This window comes from Citrobacter amalonaticus Y19 (assembly GCF_000981805.1).
GTDB classification, from domain to species: Bacteria; Pseudomonadota; Gammaproteobacteria; order Enterobacterales; family Enterobacteriaceae; genus Citrobacter_A; species Citrobacter_A amalonaticus_C.
Map to the genome: position 1 here is coordinate 2,742,573 of NZ_CP011132.1, position 14,208 is coordinate 2,756,780.

Here is a 14,208-nt window from a genome sequence, read left to right on the forward strand (position 1 = left end):
TGCAGTAAAAAAAATCTATCCAAGAGGTTCCTGATGGGAAAGATGAAGGTATCCGCTACATACTTCAACCATCCGGCGATGGCTACCTGCTGCCGGACTGGTATGGAGGAGAGCAGCGCCGACACTGCGTATCTGTGACCCACACAAAGAAGAAAAAATGGCCGCTATCCATGAAGTACTGGCGAAATGCAGTGCGGAAAACCCCGTGTTTTACGAAGATGAAGTGGATATTCACCTCAATCCCAAAATTGGCGCAGACTGGCAGCTACGTGGACAGCAAAAACGCGTTGTCACGCCGGGCCAGAATGAAAAGTACTATCTTGCGGGTGCGCTGCACAGCGGTACGGGCAAAGTCAGCTACGTTGGTGGAAACAGTAAAGGTTCGTCCTTATTTGAACGAGTAGGTGCTCAGGGGACAGAACCTGCTGATAACCGGCCCCTGTGGTTGCGGTAAAACCTACGTGGGATGTGCCCTGGGCAACAATGCCTGCCAGCAGGGTTACAACGTACAGTACTGGCGTCTGAGCCGGTTGCTGGTTGAACTGACACACAGCCGGGCAGATGGCAGCTACAGGAAGCAGCTTGCACAGCTGTCGAAAACGCAGTTGCTCGTCCTGGATGACTGGGGGCTGGAACCGCTACTGCCGGCGCAGCGCAACGACCTGCTGGAGCTGATGGACAACAGGTACGGAAAGAATGCCACGGTAATGATAAGCCAGCTGGCCGCGGTGGCGCCGCTGCTGTGTGCGGGCATCACCACCTGGTCGCCGCTGCGTCACTGGAAGGTCGGTCCCGGCCAGAAAGTCGGCGTGGTCGGCATCGGTGGACTCGGCCATATGGGTATCAAGCTGGCCCACGCCCTAGGCACCCATACCGTAGCCTTCACCACCTCAGAAAGCAAGCGTTCCGCGGCTCTGGCGCTGGGCGCTGATGACGTCGTCATATCTCGTAATGCCGATGAGCTGACCGCCCACGCCAACAGTTTCTATTTCATCCTTGACACCGTAGCCGCCAGCCATAATCTGGATGTCTTTACCGGCCTGCTGAAGCTCAATGGGACCATGACGCTGGTCGGCGTGCCTGAGCATCCACATCCATCACCGAGCATCGCCAACCTGCTCTTCAGGTGCAGATCTATTGCCGGGTCGATCATCGGCAGTATCGTCGAGGCTCAGGAAATGCTCGATCTCTGCGCCGAGAAGGGGATCGTCGCCGACATCAAATTGATCCCGATCCAGAAGATCAACGATGCCTACGAGCGCATGCTCAAAAGCGATGTCAAATACCGCTTCGTGATCGATAGTGCCACGCTGGCGGCGGTCTGACGGCGTTTGAGAAACCGGGGAATGCGGCCAGACGACATATTTCTTGTTCAGCCGCATTTTCAGTATACAAGCAATGCGTCAGGGATTGTATCGTACAAAAATCGGGTACCGCCGCTACTGATTCGGACCTGTTTTGGCTCCGGCCACGGAGCACGTTCAATCAACTTCATGGAGGGGACTATTTTGTCTGAACCACTGCTGCTCATAGAGCATCCGCTTTCACCCTATGCCCAGAAAATCCGCATAATGATGCGTGAAAAGGGCATTGTGTTTTCAACCTATCACCCGGTCGTCGGCGATAAAAATGATGTATTACGCCGGCAAAATCCGCGCATGGAAGTCCCGGTGCTCAAGATCGACGACACGACAATGCTGTATGACTCGACGGTAATCCTCGAATATCTAGAAGAGGCTTTCCCTGAGACGTCCATGTTGCCCCCCTCCCCACTGGAACGCGCCATGGTGCGAACCATTGAAGACGTTTGCGATACGCACTTTGAAGCGATCAACTGGGGGCTGCTTGAATTGAAATATTTCCGCCGGGGGACGGACATCTCTCACGATCTCTATGCCGCGGCAAAACACGACGTCCCCGGGCATGTCCAGGCGAGCCTCCCCCGGGCACTGGAAACCGATGAGATTCCTCGTATTACGCAGGATTTTGTTGATGCCGGAAATCGAGCGATAGAGGCCGGCTTTGATGGTGTTGAAGTACACGGAGCTCATGGACACATATTTGAACAATTTATCAATGGTGAGCTGAATACCCGGCAGGACCGTTACGGTGGTTCGATTGAGAATCGGCTACGTTTCCTGCTTGAGACTCTGGACGCTCTCACTGACGCAATTGGCGGACAGCATGTCGGCGTGCGCCTGTCTCCTTTTGGACGGCTCCTTGGGATGCGACCCTTCGCGGATGAGGCTGAAACCTGGCTGACGGCTGCGCGTGAACTGGGACAACGCAATCTGGCCTACGTGAATTTAAGTAACCAGCATACGATGGGCACAGAGCATGATACTGAGTTTTTCAACGAATTCCGAAACGCCTACGAAGGCACACTAATCATAGCAGGTGGTTACAGCCGTGAAAGTGCAGAAGACGCACTGAAAAAAAATAAACTGGATTTAGTCGGCTTTGCTCACCATTTTGTGTCTAATCCAGACTTAGTGGATCGCCTGAAGAATGACTATCCGCTGGCTGGGATCGATGGAACCACGCTTTATGGACTCTATGGCTCAAGAGGATATACGGATTACCCTCGTTATTCAGAATAATAGATGCATACGCGATTTATTTTAAGGTTTTTCCCGGTAATACAGGCATGAAGGCTGTTGAAAGAGTCAGGAGAATTTGCCATGAAGCATGGTAATCAGAGACAAAATATCCACGGCTCATTTCTGACAGGCTTCAGCCTATAACCCTGCGGGAAAAAAGATCCATGATGACCACCAGATAGCACCAGCGATTTCCTGCCCAGAGTAGAGTAAGAGGCAGTACGTAGTCGGACTATTTCCCTGCCTCTCCTCCCCGAACCGGGCGTGCACCTTTCAGCACATCCGGCTCTCCATTTAAATACTGGCGAACGCCATTACCACTTCAGCAAAACGCGATGTATACGTATTTCTGGCTTCTGTCCTCAGATAAGGGTTACCTTCGGGCAAACGCCAGCGGAACCGCTTCTTGCCTTACAGATGATCCTGTGATGTAGCCCCCTGAAACACCAGACAGTAGCTGTATCTCCAGATAAGAGATGGGCTTAAATATATGTCTAACACTGTTGCTAATTTTGAGATGACCGGGATCCTGTTAGGGCAAGAAGTCCGTAAACATAAGACTCCTCAGGAGAAAATCGCCATTATACAGCAGACAATGGAGCCGGGCATGAACGTCTTCCACGTCGCACTCCTGCACGGTATTCAGCCCAGCCTGCTGTTTACAGGACATTCTGAGCCGCCACTACCAGCTGCATAAAACCTATGACAACCTAGCGAATAAAACCGCCATTCACCTCAATGATACCTACCCGGTACTGTCGATCCCGGAACTGATGCGCTTGTTGATTGATGAACACAAATTCAGCTGGGAAGATGCGTTTGAGGTGTGCTGCCAGGTCTTCTCCTACACCAACCACACGCTGATGAGCGAAGCGCTGGAAACCTGGTCGGTGGATATGCTGGGTAAAATCCTGCCGCGTCATTTGCAGATCATCTTTGAGATTAACGACTACTTCCTGAAAACGTTGCAGGAGCAGTATCCCAACGATACCGCTCTGCTGGAACGGGCGTCGATTAGCTATGTCGATTGCCAGGATAAGGTGGATGAATTGTATCGTCATCCCGAAAAGTGGATCGCGGGAGCGATGCTCAATATCGCCAATATGGGGTATTTCTCTTCTGACAGGACGATCAAGGAGTATGCCGAAAATATCTGGCACATTGATTCGGTAAGGTTGTAATTAAATAAATATCCTCTGGCTATGCCGGAGGATATTTATTGTTGGCGATCATCAAGTAATTTGCAAATGGGGAGTCAAGTCCAATGCAGTTACGTAATATTCCCCACACTGACGCGGCCTCAATGGTTTCAGACTGAAGTTAGAAGCTACCAATATCCGATAACCTTCATCCATGCTCCACCGAGTAAAAGCCATATCAGAATGGATATGATCGAAACCACAAAACTCACCCCCCACCATTGCCCGGTTGAGTTGTAACCTGAGCCAAATAGTGCTGGGCCCGGCCCACCAGAATACTGAGTTAACCCCATAGAGAGGTTAGAGGTATAACCGAGCACTAATGCTGCAAAGAGCGGCGGCGTACCGACGGAAATGGCGACGGCAAGAAATGCCAGATACATGGCAGAAATATGAGCCATTGCCGATGCGAAAAAATAACGGGTATAGAAGTAAATTAATACCAACACCAAGAATACGGTTAACCATTCAAAATGGCTGACATAGCCTACGATCCCTTTTGATATCCATGATATCATTCCATACTTATTCAGGGCGTTAGCCATCATCACAAGTACGGCAAACCAGAACATCGTATCCCATGCTGTCTTCTCTTCTATAATATTTTTCCATGACATAATATTTGACAGAAGAAGAATTGCCAAACCAATAAAGGCAGAAAGCGTCGCTGAAATCGAAAAGAAAATATCACCTACAGTCCATAGAAGAATTAACAGCATGAAATCAAAGGCCAGTATTTTTTCAGCCAAAGACATCGGTCCCATTCTCTTTAATTCTTCACGGGCAATATCGGGAATTTCTGGCGTTTTTTTCAATTCAGGAGGATAAATAAAGTAAAGGGCTAACGGGAGGAGAACGAGTGAAGCTATTCCGGGAACGATCGCACCAACAAACCAGGTAGTCCAGCTAATTTCTATGCCCTGGTTTCTGGCCAGTTCAGCAATTAACGGGTTTCCCGCCATCGCGGTCAGGAACATCGTGCAGACGATCGCATCTATTTGTGACACGCAGATCATCAAAAAAGCCCCGGCTCTTCTTGCAGTCGCGCCTGGTTCTGAATTATATGCAGCGGCAATAGACTGCGTTATGGGATACATAATGCCACCCCCGCGCGCTGATGCCGAGGGTATACCAGGCCCAAGTACGAGATCGGAGAGCGCAAGGCCATAGGCCACACCGAGCATGTTCGAACCACATTTAGAGATAAACCATAGAGCAACTCGCCTTCCAAGTCCGGTTTTAATAACCGCACGCGAAATAAACATTGCTATCCCAATCAACCAGATCGTCGCATTAGCAAAGCCAGAAAGCGCGCCTACCGCATCTCCTTTTGCTGAGAGCGGAGTAACTCCGGTGAGTGCAGAAAAAATAAGCGCGATCATAGTGACTGCGCCCATGGGCATGACTTTAAGGATAATCGCAAAGATGGTGGTCGCAAATATTGCAAACATATGCCATGCATTGGCATAAAGACCTGAAGGTGGCGGAATAAACCAGAGTATTATTCCAAATAATAAAGTGATTAGTCCTTTCCACAGAGGAAACGCTAATTTAATGTCAATGGTATTATTAGAATTATTCATATTCTGCCCTCTTTTTCTTCCATATTTAGACCTGATTTAATTATCCGTATTAATGTAAATCAATTATTGTTCTGTGGCAAAAAATAGATTCTGGGTTGTAGCTCAAATTCATTGATGATGGTTTACCGTCAGATAATGCCCAATGACCTTGTCATGCCGTTCGACCGATGTTGAAAACAACAGAGACTTCCTGCCCAGCCCTTGCTCGATGCAGACTCAGATCGAGGTCATGTCTGTGTATATCTCTGCTGATAACATGTAATTTTCCCTTCAGTCGTGATTCATACAGCGGCCAACCATCTGTCATCCAGACCACCACTTCAAATGCCGAAAGCAGCACCAGAAGACGCTCCAGCGCTTCCATTATCCTTTCCCCCAGAACATGTGCCATGACCGGTTTCCAGAGCATATTGAATTATGGCCCGCTACGGCATTTACCATAAAATCCGTAGCGAACATATTCTGATGTAGTGGCTCAATGCTAATGTCTATTTGGGGGCTGCGGATGTTTTCCTAGACTGTTATGTTGTGCTCCCAAGATGCTGCCGGTACTTCACCGGACTCATTGCACCTAATGATAGCTTGATACGCTTCTCGTTATACCAATGTATGTACCTGTCGAGGAAGCAGATAAATTTTTCCAGCGTTATACCTGCCCAGTTTCTGCCATAGAACATTTCATTTTTTACCCGCCCGAAGAAGCCTTCACACGCCGCATTATCCGACGAGCATCCTTTGCGCGACATGGACCTTATAAGTCCGGATGCGTTGATACGATCAAGGCAGCCCGGCCATCGATAATGGCCACCCCGGTCGCTGTATATCACCGGTTGGCATGAATAACCAGAGTCGCAGTCGCACTGGCAATCGTCTGTTGCCAGCGTCACTGACAGATCAGGCACTCAGTATCATCCGGGAGCGCTATCGTGATTTTGGCCCCGCGCTGGCGCGGAAAAAGCTGGTGGAAGTTCACTGACTGGTTCTTGGCAAGGAAACCATCAGACGCCTCATGATAAAAGCCGGACTCTGGATCCCGCGCAGACAACGCCCGCCGAAAATTTATCAGCCCTGTTACCAGCGCCCCTGTACTGGCGAGCTGATACAAATTGATGGCTGTGACCAGCACTGGTTTGAAAACCGGGGTCTGCCCTGTACAGCACTGGTCTATGTTGACGATGCGACCAGTCGACTGATGCACTTGTTGTTTGTAAAATCAGAATCCACAATTACTTATTTTGAAGCGACGCGGGGGCTATATTGAAAATATACGGTAAACCGATGATCCCCTACGGCGATAAAGCCAGCGTATTCAGGGTTAATAATAAACATGCCACCACCGGTCCCGGTGAAACCCAGTTTGCCAGGGTCATGCGCTGCCTCAATATCACCCCACTCTGTGCGGAAACCAGCCAGGCAAAGGGTCACGTTACACGAGCTTATCTGACACTTCAGGACCGACTGGTTAAGGAGCTCAGGCTTAAGGGGCTCTGTGATAGAAGCAGCGAATGCATTTGCGGAAGAATACATGGCGGATTATAATCGGCGCTTTGCCAAAGCCCCCCAGCATGATTTTAACGCGCATCGGCCGCTGGCATCAGACGATGATCTTGATGCTGAATTTACCTAGCGGGAGCCACGTCGTGTGTCAAAAAGCCTGACCGTACAGTATGACAAGATGCTTTATCTGATTGAGGACAGTGAATACAGTCGAAGGGCCATCGGCAAGTATATCGATGTCTGGCATTATCCTGGCGGGCATAAGGAACTGAGACTGAATGGCGTGCTACTTCCCTACTCCACCTATGGCCGGTTTTCTGAAGTTGATCCCGTTGCGATTGTTGATAACAAAAGACTGGGCCATGTTCTGGACGTTGCCCGCCAGGTCCAGACTAACCGGGACAATAACCGTTCACAGTCAGTGCCTTCTGGCGATATCCTTCCCGAAGACGGCATGCTCACAGCGCCAACAAATCTCAACGCTTGCTGAACGAAGATGACCTGCTTGAAGCTATGATAACGCTTCAGGGGATCTCGGAGGCCATTTTTGGTAAAAGATGAATTTGGGCTGCGAAAACAATCCAAAAACTCTCCTGATGCAGTATAATCCTTTATAAATCAGAGTGCATTGAATGATACATTCTTCCCAGCTGAGGGCCGCTGACACTGGGACTATTTCACACCTTCTAGGGGGGATGAGAGCTCTGGGGACTATGTTTTGAAATTAGTTACATATTCCCATTGATACGGCTTTATCCGCATTTACATTTGACGCATACACATAAATTAATTTCCCTTCATGTTTAGTCATTGATACATAATCATTGCCTACTTTGTTTTTGAAAACATCAATAGACGTATCAATTTTTACTTCATCACTTGCGAATTTAACCTTTTTTGTGTCGTATTTTTCCATTTCAACAGCATCATATTTCAAAGAATTTCCGATAAGTGTGATGTTGTGAGTTTGCTTAGACTCTAAATCCGTACATTTATAATTTGCGGGGATTTTGGATGAACAACCAGTTAAAGTTATTGCTAGTGCGAAAATGATTTTTTTCATTATGTGCTCTGTGAAAACGAAACTGTGCCATCTTGCACTTCAACTGCTTTACTGCCAGATTTTTTGGTGCCGGGAGACTCAAACCGATTCTGAAAATCGAGGACTTATTTCCCGTAAGGGTATTATATTCGCCACCCTCCCGACCTTACCTGTGTTGCGACGCCGGGTGCCTCCCGATAGACCAGCCCCAGTCAGCAAGGTCTGCAAAAGGATGTGTATTTGACTGGTTGCCCCTCCGCACAGGGGGATTCATCGCATGGATAATTTACTAACATTCCGGCATAAAAATGTCAATATAAGCCTGATAAATAAAGGAATATTTCTCCTGAATTCAAATGCGGTGGCACATTTATGCAGAAGTTTAGTGTCCCTTTCCCCGTTCAGGACTGGGCTGTCTTCAAAGACCCGAACCCTTTCTTCACTCAGTTTTGGAAACCGGCGCTCGCCCTGTGTTGTGGCTGTAAAACGACAACCCCCACCGAAGCAGGGTGCCTGAAAATTTATGTGAAGATGAGTTCCCCGTAACCATACGATTAGTAGACAAACACTGTCCTTTAAATGCCATTCTTCGATTAAAAGAACACTCTTCTATGCCAATTATGTTTTATATATCATGCAGTTACCTCAAGGACATGCGTTTCCGTTCCATTGGGTTTCAGACCCCTAATCCAGCAGAACGTTAATCCACCAAAACGCGCTTATTCGTCGCGCCCCAGAGAATCGACATTTCCGTAAACAGGGCACCGCTAATGTCCTCGACCTCCGTGGCGGTAATTTCGGCACTACCTTGCTTACCAAAGAACACCACCTCATCGCCAGGGGTGACGTTTTTCAGGTCCGTTACATCGACCATCACGGTATTCATCGAGGTTTTACCGACGACCGGGACGCGCTGCCCCGCAATAAGGACGTGACCTGCATTGCTAAATACGCGGCGATAACCGTCGGCATAACCTACCGGGATATTCGCCAGCACTGAATCACGTTTCAGCGTATAAGTGCGATCGTAACCTACGGTATTTCCTTTCGGATAATGGTTGAGCGCTGCAATGGATGACTTGAATGTCATGACGCGCAAGTAGTCCGTGCTGGCGATGGTATCGCCATAAAATACACCGCCGACTCGTACCATATCGAGCCAGGATTCTGGCACGGTCAGGGTCGCGAAAGTATTGGCGACGTGTAGTGTGACGTCACTGCGTTTGATCCCAGTGATATCAAGAACCTGCTGGGACTGCACCTTGAAACGAGCCAAATCCTTGCGCACTGCGTTCGCATCTTCTTCAGGGTAGTGCGACATGATGCCAACGATTTTCAGATGGGGTAATTCAGAGATAGCCTTCACCTCGTTCACCCCGGCAGCATTACTGACCTCCAGGCCGTTACGTGACATGCCACCCGAGTTGAGCGCTAAATGGAAACGCAACGTTTTCCCTTGTTGAGCGGCGATGTTGTCCAGACGTTTGGCCATATCCAGATTGCCGATCAGCTCTTCAACATCATATTCCGTCGCCTGCCGCATCTCTTGCTCCGTGGCGTTTCTTACGCGCATCAGGCGACCTTTGAAACCCAGTTCGCGTACGGTTTGCAACTCCTGATTACTGGCAACACCAATACACTGAACATTGTTTTTCAACATGATCGGTGTGACGAGGGAGAGATCGTGCCCATAGGCATCTCCTTTCAAAATGGCGCAAAGGGAGGATTTATTGCCCAGAAGTTTTTGAATTTTTTGCGTGTTGTATTCCAGTGCACTGGCCGAAATCTCAAGTCTGGCATTATTCACTACTGCCGTTTGGTGCCTGGCCGCGACGGGGAGTGAGCTTGAAGGCGCTGTGGTGGCTGACTGATTACAGGCAGCGAGAGTTAAAAGTGGGATGAGGACTAAATGGTGTAAACGAAACTGCATGCTAACTCCTTAGCAAAGAGAAGAGCCAGACCAATGGGTCTGAATCCGGTGTTTTCCCCATTTCACGGGTAATGGGATCTTTTGCCGACTAAGGCTGTGATGGCGCGTTTGAGTGTCGACAGCAATCAATAAATGACAGAAGGTCAGTTATGTCAATACGTTATGTAAAAATTATCGACTAAAGTCTGCTTTCTTCAACGCAGAATAACAACACGAATTTATGCCTCTATACGGCTTTGTTAATGGAATACGCACAAAATTATCGGTAATATGTTTCTGGGTATTTACAACAATGATAAGAACATGTTAAATCTTAGCGTCATCAATGGTGCTGAACATGACAGTGAAATAACGTACGGGAACCCACTGGCTAACTGTATCGCGGTTAACACCAAACTTACTGCCGGTCCTTCGGGCTCCATTTCCAGCAAGATAAAACTTGACGACCGAATGACGAAACTCAAGTGAATACTTTGGCTTCATAGACTGCACCTTACTCCGTTGGGTATCCAACTTTTGGGGTGCAGTTCAAATCGGCGGGTTTTTTGCTTTTCTGGAGGTCAATATTGCAAGACGAAAAGCATCAACCGTACTTTTTTAATCCAGATATGACCGCCGAACAACCTGAAGACTGGCTGGAGCAGAAAAAACTTCACCTTACTCACTTCAACCGTCTGGTGAAAGAAAAAACCGCCCTTGAGGAACGGCTAACTGAGATTTCATCAGAAATTGAGTGGCTGTCTACTGGGGGCTTTGAAGAAAAACTGAGTTTTCTTTGGGATCCCAGTCCGCTCCTGAGAAATCGTCAACAGGATAATGACTGACCGGAAGTTTTTGCGAACGGAGAAATTCCGCAGCTTCTTCTGACATGTAATCAGATTTTAGCCTGTCTGAAATAATAAACAGACTGTCATTAAGAGATAGCCTTCTGATGTCCTCCAGATTCCACTTTGTTATTTGAAAAATAAGGTGATGAAGTGCCTTTTTGTTGTCCAGCAGATAATAATTTGATGAGTGGCATTTTCTGTATTCAGAAAGGACGCATTCAAGGGTGAATATCTGTCCGATTCGATACCATACCTGGCTGGCCCGGTAGTTATTCTCTTCCATCAGTGAATACGCCGGAAAATCATTATTCTGGCAAACTCTGTTCTTGATGATTTGGAAAAGGTCTGAGTAATTACTCATTTTTACTCCACTTAGCGTTGTGGTTTTGGCGAATCAACAATATCAAATCGGGAAAAACGCCGCCAGTCAGCGGTAACCGTTTCCAAGTTGCGCATTTGCGTGGCCTTTTTATTAGGCGACAATTACCACGCTGGTGGAGACATTGACCATTTAATGTCAGCGTCGGAATGCCGCCAGTGCACGTCAGTTGTGTGAAAAAACCGACCGGGTGGACAGCGGGAAAACGTCCTGCTGTCCAGTGCCGGGGGCTGAGCAGAAGACATCCTGCGGCTGCGATAGTGGATGGTGTGGTGAGCCTGGGCTGCCCGGTTATTTGCGCCTGTGCGCCTGTTTGCCTCAGGTATTGCTGACGGCCCGGCTACTTTTGTCGAAGCGAAAGCGATGAAGCTTTCTCACAGTAAATCGATGGTCAATGGCGATCCGACCATTGCCGGCATGGCTATCGCTGAAGCTTGCGAAAAAAATCTATTAACATTTGGTTCTAGCGCCTATCAGACGGTGGAGAATAAAGTGGTCACGCCGGCGATAGAGGCAGTCGTCGAAGCAAATACGCTTCTTTCAGGACTTGGCTTTGAAAATGCGAGACTGGCCGCGGCGAATGCTATCCATAATGGTTTTACCGCGATTGATGGCGATATCCATCATTTGACTCATAGCGAAAAGGTCGCTTATGGCACGCTGCCCCAGATGGTGCTGGAGCAGCGCCCGGATGAAGAGATAGCTCGTTATATCCGTTTTTATCGTTCAATCAAAATGCCAACCATCCTGAAAGAGGTACATCTGGAGAATGAGAGCCGGGAAAACCTGGTGAAGCTAGGCGCGCTGGCAAACAGCGAAAGCGACACGCTGAAAAACCTGAATCCTGACCTGTCAGCAGAGGATATCACTTATGCCATCCTGGCGGTGGATGCCTTCAGCAAAACCGTTAACTGACGGATCCGCGACTGTGTCGGTCCTGTCTTCATGCTGACAAATCCTGGGCTCCCAGGGGTTTCATCTTACAGTGACCGGATCGCCACATGCTTAAACATATCAATGCAGGGGGCTGTAGATCGGGGCTACATACCTGCAGGCACACCTATAGAAACATTTATCTCCAGTATCTCCTTCCAGACTCTCTTGCTTATGTACAAGCCCGTGACGCCGCACAGGATGGTTACCTGGCTTTTTCACTGAGTCATCGGTCGAAAACACTTACTTTTTTTGAGGACATGCTGACTCATACTGTCCAGTGGTTTTATTGTGCTGTTCATGCACTTTCGTGCGCTCCTCCTGAATACAGTAATATCTGTAACGTTCCTCAAACCACGATTTTTGCTCTGCATTCATATTGCCGGTAATCGCACTGATATTTACAGGGACTCCAAGGGCGTGCCTGTGAGCAAAACTGCGGGCCAGAAAATCAAAGTTGCTCAGTGTGTGTAGGTCTTGCCTCTTCATTCGCATACCCCTCTGCCAGTTAACTTCCTGTTCATGGTCATATGCTTTTATGCTCCCAGTATTTACCTGGATGGTATGAATTTATAGGCATTACGTGCGAATTGTTCTGGCTAAAAAGGCATACGTCAGCAACGAGTAATGAGTAGATCTCCCACAATCGGGTTTATGTCCCGACAGCGAGTGTTTAATTTACTGTCAGGGCTGTAATGCTATCCGGTCAGGCTTACGCATGACGGCAGGGAGTGCATGGGACAGGAAAACAGCCACACAGGCTGACAAGTCACCCGCCACAAGAAATTCAACCGGTGCAATCAGTTTGCCCTCCCCCGAAAATCCACAGGTCAGTGCCGACTTTCTGGTAAGCAGCGCATCAGTTCCGCTGTATTCTTCGGCCAGACCTTCACAGCCCCATTCCTCGTCACTGACCACAGCATTAACCCAGCCCTGCGATTTAAGCTGTTCAATAGCGTAAGCCAGCCGGTACAAATCCGACTGGGCGGGTACCTGCCCCGTGCAGGATGCCCACAGATATTCCAGTCGATGAAGTAAGCTGGCGACAGGGCCTTTGCTTCGACCCAGTGTCAGCAATTCCTCAATATTGGATGCAATCGCACGCGGGAACCGTTTTTGCTTTTGTGCCGTCGCGAGCCAGCGAAGCAAAAAGGCATGAGCACTGAGTGGGGACAATGCCTGACCATCCTGCTGTGCAGTGCGTAATGCGACAAGGGCGCACCAGGCAAAATGCGCAAGTGCTGTAACGGTTTGTTCCGGAGGTAAAGTTTCGTGAGTTTTTTTCATACAGGAAGTATACCGGCGCTGCCGACATCAGGGAAGACCAGGACAAGTCTGGTATTTTCAGGCCAGAATAACTGACATCCCCCCTGATTGCAGCAGGAACGACATCCCCGGACAAATAACACTCGTTCTGGCCGTCATAACGGGATATGTCATCCCATTCACCCGGGTCTGTAACTGACTGAATGGCTGTGTAAATGAATGCTTATCTGAGCGACTGATAATGAAAGAAGAAATGCTGGAGACGTTGTTATCCGTTTTCGTCACTGTGCGCCATGCTTCGCCAGTAATGGCATACATCTCCTGCAACACGCTATCCATAGGTGGCGATTTTCTCACTGCCACCAGCGTATTGAGGTTCATCAGCATAATTATCCACATCCTGGCGCACTCACGGCCTCCCACAGCCAGCGCAGAACCGTGTGGGGGGGAATGACGGCGAGCCTGCTGACGCTTACGCGACTAATCAACAGTACTCAAATAACAACTTGACTCTTAGAAGGGCGTCCTGGGTAGTCAGTACACAAGCCATGAGTGGCAGTCGTTCCTGAAATCACATGGACTAAAGGGCAGTATGAGCTGTCGTGGTAACTGTCACGACAACGCAGTTGCAGAAAGTTTTTTCCAGCTACTGAAGCGTGAACGGATAAAGAAAAAGATCTACGGAACACGGGAAGAAGCCCACAGTGATATTTTTGATTACACCGAAATGTTTTATAACAGTAAGCGTCGGTATGGTTCGAGTGATCAGATGCCACTGACGGAATATGAAAATCAATATTATCAACGGCTCAGAAGTGTCTAGATTAGCGATTCACTTCTGCTTTGCCACGGATCTGCCTTTGTTGTCAGGACGATAGGTGCTCTGATCCTGCAAGTCGGCAAAAGTTTGATTTATTCAACAGAGTCTGTTTTACCATAAAAAACTGCACCT

Annotated in this window: 10 protein-coding genes and 11 pseudogenes; 10 read left to right on the forward strand and 11 right to left on the reverse strand. The window is 48.5% G+C overall.

The annotated features are described in order from the left end of the window. Positions 1-55: 55 nt before the first annotated feature. The 4 genes and pseudogenes from F384_RS12680 to F384_RS12690 all read left to right on the forward strand — a co-directional run. Positions 56-394: pseudogene (locus F384_RS12680) on the forward strand (IS630 family transposase); the annotation flags it as partial. Positions 395-461: 67 nt separating this feature from the next. Then, a pseudogene (locus F384_RS30690) lies at positions 462-665 on the forward strand (ATP-binding protein); the annotation flags it as partial. 45 nt (positions 666-710) lie between these two features. Then, a pseudogene (locus tag F384_RS12685) lies at positions 711-1,325 on the forward strand (zinc-binding dehydrogenase); the annotation flags it as partial. Between the two features lie 183 nt (positions 1,326-1,508). Beyond that, positions 1,509-2,600 (forward strand): glutathione S-transferase N-terminal domain-containing protein, encoded by a 1,092-nt coding sequence (locus tag F384_RS12690; protein ID WP_226991650.1) that lies wholly within the window; start codon positions 1,509-1,511, stop codon positions 2,598-2,600. A 294-nt stretch (positions 2,601-2,894) separates the two neighbouring features. Here F384_RS12690 and F384_RS30235 read toward each other — a convergent pair. Further along, positions 2,895-3,011, reverse strand: a pseudogene (locus F384_RS30235) (reverse transcriptase); the annotation flags it as partial. 106 nt (positions 3,012-3,117) lie between these two features. Between F384_RS30235 and F384_RS12695 the strand changes: the two are divergent. Together F384_RS12695 and F384_RS12700 are read left to right on the forward strand one after the other, a co-directional pair. After that, positions 3,118-3,261, forward strand: a pseudogene (locus F384_RS12695) (IS3 family transposase); the annotation flags it as partial. Beyond that, a pseudogene (locus tag F384_RS12700) lies at positions 3,260-3,781 on the forward strand (glycogen/starch/alpha-glucan phosphorylase); the annotation flags it as partial. The pseudogenes F384_RS12695 and F384_RS12700, both read left to right, overlap by 2 nt. Positions 3,782-3,927: 146 nt before the next feature. On the opposite strand, the gene F384_RS12705 reads toward F384_RS12700, so the two are convergent. The 3 genes and pseudogenes from F384_RS12705 to F384_RS28890 form a co-directional block, all read right to left on the reverse strand. After that, positions 3,928-5,382 carry a DASS family sodium-coupled anion symporter gene (locus F384_RS12705; protein WP_046483224.1) on the reverse strand — a complete coding sequence of 485 codons (1,455 nt, stop codon included), beginning with the start codon at positions 5,380-5,382 and terminating at the stop codon, positions 3,928-3,930. 108 nt (positions 5,383-5,490) lie between these two features. Then, a pseudogene (locus tag F384_RS12710) lies at positions 5,491-5,776 on the reverse strand (IS1 family transposase); the annotation flags it as partial. A 127-nt stretch (positions 5,777-5,903) separates the two neighbouring features. Further along, positions 5,904-6,215: pseudogene (locus F384_RS28890) on the reverse strand (transposase); the annotation flags it as partial. Here F384_RS28890 and F384_RS28895 point away from each other — a divergent pair. Continuing rightward, a pseudogene (locus tag F384_RS28895) lies at positions 6,209-7,440 on the forward strand (ISNCY family transposase); the annotation flags it as partial. The pseudogenes F384_RS28890 and F384_RS28895 overlap by 7 nt on opposite strands. A 163-nt stretch (positions 7,441-7,603) precedes the next feature. On the opposite strand, the gene F384_RS12730 reads toward F384_RS28895, so the two are convergent. The 3 genes from F384_RS12730 to F384_RS30780 all read right to left on the reverse strand — a co-directional run bounded on the left by F384_RS12730 (position 7,604) and on the right by F384_RS30780 (position 10,334). Then, entirely contained in the window at positions 7,604-7,942 is a 339-nt protein-coding gene (locus F384_RS12730; protein ID WP_046483228.1) for a hypothetical protein, read from the reverse strand. A 679-nt stretch (positions 7,943-8,621) separates the two neighbouring features. Further along, positions 8,622-9,851: an alanine racemase gene (gene alr / locus F384_RS12735; protein WP_046483230.1), complete on the reverse strand. Its 1,230-nt coding sequence runs from the start codon at positions 9,849-9,851 to the stop codon at positions 8,622-8,624. Between the two features lie 306 nt (positions 9,852-10,157). Continuing rightward, positions 10,158-10,334, reverse strand: a complete 177-nt coding sequence (locus tag F384_RS30780; RefSeq protein WP_413541466.1) for a helix-turn-helix domain-containing protein — start codon at positions 10,332-10,334, stop codon at positions 10,158-10,160. An 83-nt stretch (positions 10,335-10,417) separates the two neighbouring features. On the opposite strand from F384_RS30780, the gene F384_RS12745 reads away from it, so the two are divergent. Continuing rightward, positions 10,418-10,675: a hypothetical protein gene (locus tag F384_RS12745; protein WP_046483235.1), complete on the forward strand. Its 258-nt coding sequence runs from the start codon at positions 10,418-10,420 to the stop codon at positions 10,673-10,675. On the opposite strand, the gene F384_RS28900 is transcribed toward F384_RS12745, so the two are convergent. Continuing rightward, positions 10,593-11,039 carry a hypothetical protein gene (locus F384_RS28900; RefSeq protein ID WP_080949939.1) on the reverse strand — a complete coding sequence of 149 codons (447 nt, stop codon included), beginning with the start codon at positions 11,037-11,039 and terminating at the stop codon, positions 10,593-10,595. The genes F384_RS12745 and F384_RS28900 overlap by 83 nt on opposite strands. A gap of 315 nt (positions 11,040-11,354) precedes the next feature. On the opposite strand from F384_RS28900, the pseudogene F384_RS12750 reads away from it, so the two are divergent. Next, positions 11,355-11,972, forward strand: a pseudogene (locus F384_RS12750) (iron-containing alcohol dehydrogenase); the annotation flags it as partial. A 261-nt stretch (positions 11,973-12,233) separates the two neighbouring features. Here F384_RS12750 and F384_RS12755 read toward each other — a convergent pair. The 3 genes from F384_RS12755 to F384_RS12765 all read right to left on the reverse strand — a co-directional run bounded on the left by F384_RS12755 (position 12,234) and on the right by F384_RS12765 (position 13,643). Then, the gene (locus F384_RS12755; protein ID WP_046483237.1) at positions 12,234-12,479 is read right to left on the reverse strand and encodes a hypothetical protein; all 246 of its coding nucleotides are present in this window, start codon (positions 12,477-12,479) and stop codon (positions 12,234-12,236) included. A 195-nt stretch (positions 12,480-12,674) separates the two neighbouring features. After that, entirely contained in the window at positions 12,675-13,277 is a 603-nt protein-coding gene (locus tag F384_RS12760; protein ID WP_046483240.1) for a DUF2913 family protein, read from the reverse strand. Positions 13,278-13,334: 57 nt separating this feature from the next. Next, entirely contained in the window at positions 13,335-13,643 is a 309-nt protein-coding gene (locus F384_RS12765; RefSeq protein WP_052746926.1) for a hypothetical protein, read from the reverse strand. Between the two features lie 142 nt (positions 13,644-13,785). Here F384_RS12765 and F384_RS12770 point away from each other — a divergent pair. Then, a pseudogene (locus F384_RS12770) lies at positions 13,786-14,079 on the forward strand (IS3 family transposase); the annotation flags it as partial. Between the last annotated feature and the right edge of the window lie 129 nt (positions 14,080-14,208).